Raw genomic sequence first — 4,268 nt, 5'->3', positions numbered from 1 at the left:
GCCGCCGCGCCTCGTCGCCGAACAACCCGCCGAGCCAGCGGCCGAGATCCATCCGCTCCGGCGCCGCGAACCGCGTCTCCGGCCGCACCGCCGCCGCCGCCAGCCCCGTTGCCTCCGCACCGACCGCCCGCCCCGGCACGACCGGCGCCACCGGTCGCGCCGACGATGCGGATGAAACATGAGCCCCATTCCAGGCATGCGGCCCGGAGCGACCTGACGCCACATGTGGGGCCACCACGCGGCGCGAAGCCGCCATCGCCGGAGCTCCGGCGCGCAGGGCGGTGTGGATCAGCGGCACGTCCCGCGCCGCCGCCCGCCTCGATCGTGCCGCCGGCACCCGATGCGCCGGCAGATGCGCGCCCGCCCGCCGAATCTCCGGCCCGAAGCCGTGCGCCACGCGCCGCCCCGTCACAGCCGCAGCCCACAGGCCGGGACGGAACGAAGCATAATGCCGCGGATGCCATGGATGCCGCGCGCGATCCGTCGGAAACCGCGCGGCATGTTGCCATCCACCGGGCCGTGCCCACACCGCCCCGCCGTCGCGGCGGCTGGTCGGAAACGCCACCGCTGCCGCCTGCATGGCGGACGTCACCGCCCGCCGCATTCTCCGCGCCCCCAAGCGCAGCCGCCGGGGCGCGATCCGCCCGAACCCGCCCCGCGCCAGCCCGGCGAACCGCGCCCCCGCACCGTCGCGCCATCTCACACCTGCACCCACGCCATCGCCTTCCAGTCGAATGTCAGCCCGTCCAGCTCCCCGCACGCGACGACGAACGCGATCCGCTCCGCCTCGCCGAGCGTGAAGGCCACCTCGAACGGCACCCCGCGCCCGACCAGGTAGAGACAGTCGATCAGCGCGGGGTGCCGGCTCAGTTTCCCGCGAGCGCCTTCACCGTATCGGCATCCTCCGGCTGCAACGCCGCCGCCGCCGCCTCGATGCCCGCCTCGCCGAGCCGCTCGACGGCGTTTTCCACCGCCGCCTCGCTCGCCGGAAACGGCAGCGGCACGCCATCGATCGCGCTGACCGACGCCGCCAGCGAGGCGACGCCGAGATACGCCTCGTTCATCGACAGCTCCGGCCCAAGCGCCTTGAACAGGCGCAGCCGGTCGAGCATCGTTAGCGGCCGCAGCGCGAGCACCCGCCCGCGCGCGTCCTCCACCGCGCCGCCGCTCATACGCGCCTGCGCGTCGAGGCGAAGAAGTCGAGCTTCTGCGCCACCGGCATGTCGCCGCGATACACGCCCGCCGAGCTGAGCTTGAACACGACCCCATCGAACTGGTAGGTCGAGGTCGATCCGTCAGTTTCATTCACATATTGATAGAGCGTTCCCGGCGGGATCGCCTGCCCCGACAGATAGGCCTGCTCGATCTGCGCCATGAAATCGTCGGCCGCCGACGTGCCGCGGTCGAGCAGGAAACTTCCCTGCCATCCCCTCGGCAGTTCGGCGCCGAGCTGTACCCCGTCGAGCCGGTCGACGCGCACGCTCTGCGTCACCTGGCTCACCTCGAATCCGGTCACATGGGCAAGATCGACCCGGCCGAACGGCCCCATGACGACGAGCTGGCAATCATTGCCAACGGTAAACGTGTTATATGGCATCTGCTACCTCACACCGTGCCCTGGGGCAGGGTCTGCTGGCTGACCTGCACGGTCTGCCCGCCCTCGACATTGACGATGAACCGCTCGTTGATCGCCTGGTACTGCACCTGCACATCCGCCTGCACATAGCCAAGCCCGGTGCGCGAAGGCGGATTGTTCGAGGCATCGCACACCACGGCGAAGGGCAGCGCCCCGTTGGTGGTGCCGAGCATGCCCTGGCCGAGCATCGTGTTCAGGAAAGCCAGCAGCGTGCCGCGGATGCGGCGGAACAGCGTCTCGTTCACCAGCTGGCCGACATACTGCCCCATCCCCGCCGACAGGGTGGCGGCGATGTAGTTGGTCATGCGGGTGTAGTTGTCGCCGTTGGTCGCGCTGTCGGACGAGGCGTTGAACCCGCCGCGCACGCCCCAGAACGCCCCGCCCGGCTGCGGATTGGCGATCACGTCGATCCCGGCCGACATCAGCGCCGACAGATCGGCCGACGAATAGGTGCTGGTGGTGCCGGATGCAGCGCGCCCCGATTTCTGGCTGCCGACGACGCCATAGAGCGGCTTGTTCAGCGAGCTCTGTTCCGGCGAGAGATTGGCGAGCCGCCCGGCCACGAAACCCTGCGGCGACACCAGCCGGGTCATCCCGTTCGCCTGGTCGTACCACCAGATCCAGTCGCCGAACATCACCTTGGCGGCATAGGAATCGATCCCCGCCGTCCGCTTCGCCGACACCGCATTGGCGATCGTGTCGCCCGGCGGCCCGGCCAGGATCATGTAGCAGCCTTCCTCGAGGCCGAAGGCGACGGTCGGGCTCCACTGCGTCGGATCGTCGAGATCGGCCAGCACCGCGATCCCGCAGCCCTGCCCGCGCAGCGCATACATCCCGCTCCGCGGCAGCGTGTCCTGGCCCACGAGCGAGGCGGCGGTCAGCCCGCCGGCGCCGTCGCTGCCCGGCGTGCCGGCCGCGAACGGATAGACCCCCGTCACCGGCGGGGTCGACAACGTGCCGGCACTCGCCACCACCAGCTCGGAGGCGCCGCGCAGCGGCCCCGTCCCGGCATTCACCGCATTCGCCGCCGCCTGCCAGAACGCGGCTCCGGTACCGGCGATGTTGTCGAACACCTCCGGCGTGCGCCCCGGCAGCGCCACGGTCAGCCGCCAGCTGTTCGCCGCCGACCCGGCCGAAACCGTCACCGTGATCGCGTTGCCGAGCGATCCGGTATGGAGCGCCGTCAGCGTCAGCGCGCCGAGAATGGAAACCGAGGCCGCGGCATCGGTGCCGTCGCTCACCCGCACGCAGCGGAAATTCGACGCCCCCTGCTGCACCGCCACGGCCACCGCCGTGCCCATGTCGTATTGCCGCGCCATCACCGGCCCGAAGGATGCGGCGTAGTCGCCCATCGAGCCGACGATCATCGGCTCGCCCACCGGCCCCCACGACGCCGAGCCGACCACGCCGAGCACATCGGTCGGCACGCCGTTGAGCAGCAGCGTCTGCGGCGGCACGATCTGCACATAGAGGTCGGGAACGATCAGCGCCGTCGTGTTCAGCGCGCCTGCCTGCGATATCGGCATGCCTCAGCCCTCCGCCACAACCCGCACGACCGACCCGGCCTGGGCGGACGCCAGCACGGCGTCGATCTTCGCCGCGTCGGTAATCGTGTCGCCCCGCCTGAAGCCCTCGAACGGCTTCACCACCACCAGTTTGATCTTCATCGTCTCTCCTTCAGCCGGTCATGCCGGCGATGAACGCGCCGTCCGCCGCGATCCCGCCGACCCCGAACAGCATGGCCGGCGTCGTCATCGCCTCGGTGGTCGGATATTCCGCGTCGTAAATGAGGTCCCGCCGGTACAGCCCGGCATCGATCGACCTGTCCGTGGTCTCGGTGCCCACAAAGCGCAGCCGCGCCGCCGCGCCATCGGCGAGGCCGATGAACTGCGGCGCCGCCAGCGCGGGGTCGATCACCGCCGTCGCCGCGTCCCGCGTCAGCGGGTCCGGGCACCACAGCGAAATCCGGAACGGCTGCACCTGGCGCTTGATCTCCCGCAGCGCGACGCCCCCGGCCACGACGCGGGCGATCAGCCCGTGCGCCGCCGGCACGCTCAGCGTCGTCCCCGCGTAATTCACCAGCCACCCCGCCGCGCGCAGCAGGGCGGCGAGATTGCTCGCCACACTCGCCGGCGTGTCGCGGGCCTGCACGGCATAGGGAAAGATCGCGCCATCGACGGCGATGCCGGCGAGCTGCCCGGCCGCGCATTGCCCCGCGAACGTCGCCGCCATTCCCGCGACGCTGACCGACAGCGTCGCCGGCACCGGCGCCACCTCGATCCATTCGCGCGGATAGCGCGTCACGTTGCGCACACCGCCCGGCTCGGCGAACACGGTGGCATGCATCACGCCCCGCGCGAGATCCGCCTCCAGCGCCGGCGCGTTCGGCATGCCGCGATAGACCCGGCACGTCACCATCCCGTCCGGCCCGGCGATCGCCGATGCCGCGGCCGTTCCCGCCGGATAGCAAGCCGTCGCGATCAGCGAGACGATCGCGTTCTCGACATCCTGCTGCCCCGCCATCAGACGATGCTCGCCGAAAGCGCGAGCCGCCAGATCCCGCCGAACAGCTCCGCCTGGTCGATCACGAACTGCCGCCCGCGCGCATCGCGCACCACATCCGCCACGTCCG

The 4,268-nt window shown here is 71.0% G+C and carries 6 protein-coding genes; all 6 read right to left on the bottom strand.

Annotated elements, in window-relative coordinates; genetic code table 11:
- A partial coding sequence (locus tag APM_RS01385; protein WP_007421567.1) for a hypothetical protein occupies positions 1 to 715 on the bottom strand: 715 nt, incomplete at its 3' end.
- 151 nt (positions 716 to 866) lie between these two features.
- Entirely contained in the window at positions 867 to 1,172 is a 306-nt protein-coding gene (locus APM_RS01380; RefSeq protein ID WP_007421566.1) for a hypothetical protein, read from the bottom strand.
- On the bottom strand, positions 1,169 to 1,597 hold the full coding sequence (locus tag APM_RS01375) for a hypothetical protein (protein ID WP_007421565.1): 429 nt from the start codon (positions 1,595 to 1,597) through the stop codon (positions 1,169 to 1,171). Before APM_RS01375 ends, APM_RS01380 begins: the two co-directional genes overlap by 4 nt.
- An 8-nt stretch (positions 1,598 to 1,605) precedes the next feature.
- Positions 1,606 to 3,162, bottom strand: a complete 1,557-nt coding sequence (locus tag APM_RS01370) for a tail protein (protein ID WP_007421564.1) — start codon at positions 3,160 to 3,162, stop codon at positions 1,606 to 1,608.
- Positions 3,163 to 3,165: 3 nt separating this feature from the next.
- Complete coding sequence (locus tag APM_RS22175) at positions 3,166 to 3,303, bottom strand: hypothetical protein (RefSeq protein ID WP_013640860.1); 138 nt, start codon at positions 3,301 to 3,303, stop codon at positions 3,166 to 3,168.
- A 10-nt stretch (positions 3,304 to 3,313) separates the two neighbouring features.
- On the bottom strand, positions 3,314 to 4,159 hold the full coding sequence (locus tag APM_RS01365; protein WP_007421563.1) for a hypothetical protein: 846 nt from the start codon (positions 4,157 to 4,159) through the stop codon (positions 3,314 to 3,316).
- Positions 4,160 to 4,268 lie beyond the last annotated feature (109 nt).

Source organism: Acidiphilium sp. PM, from assembly GCF_000219295.1.
Lineage (GTDB): Bacteria > Pseudomonadota > Alphaproteobacteria > Acetobacterales > Acetobacteraceae > Acidiphilium > Acidiphilium multivorum.
This window is presented reverse-complemented; position numbering and strand designations above follow the sequence as displayed.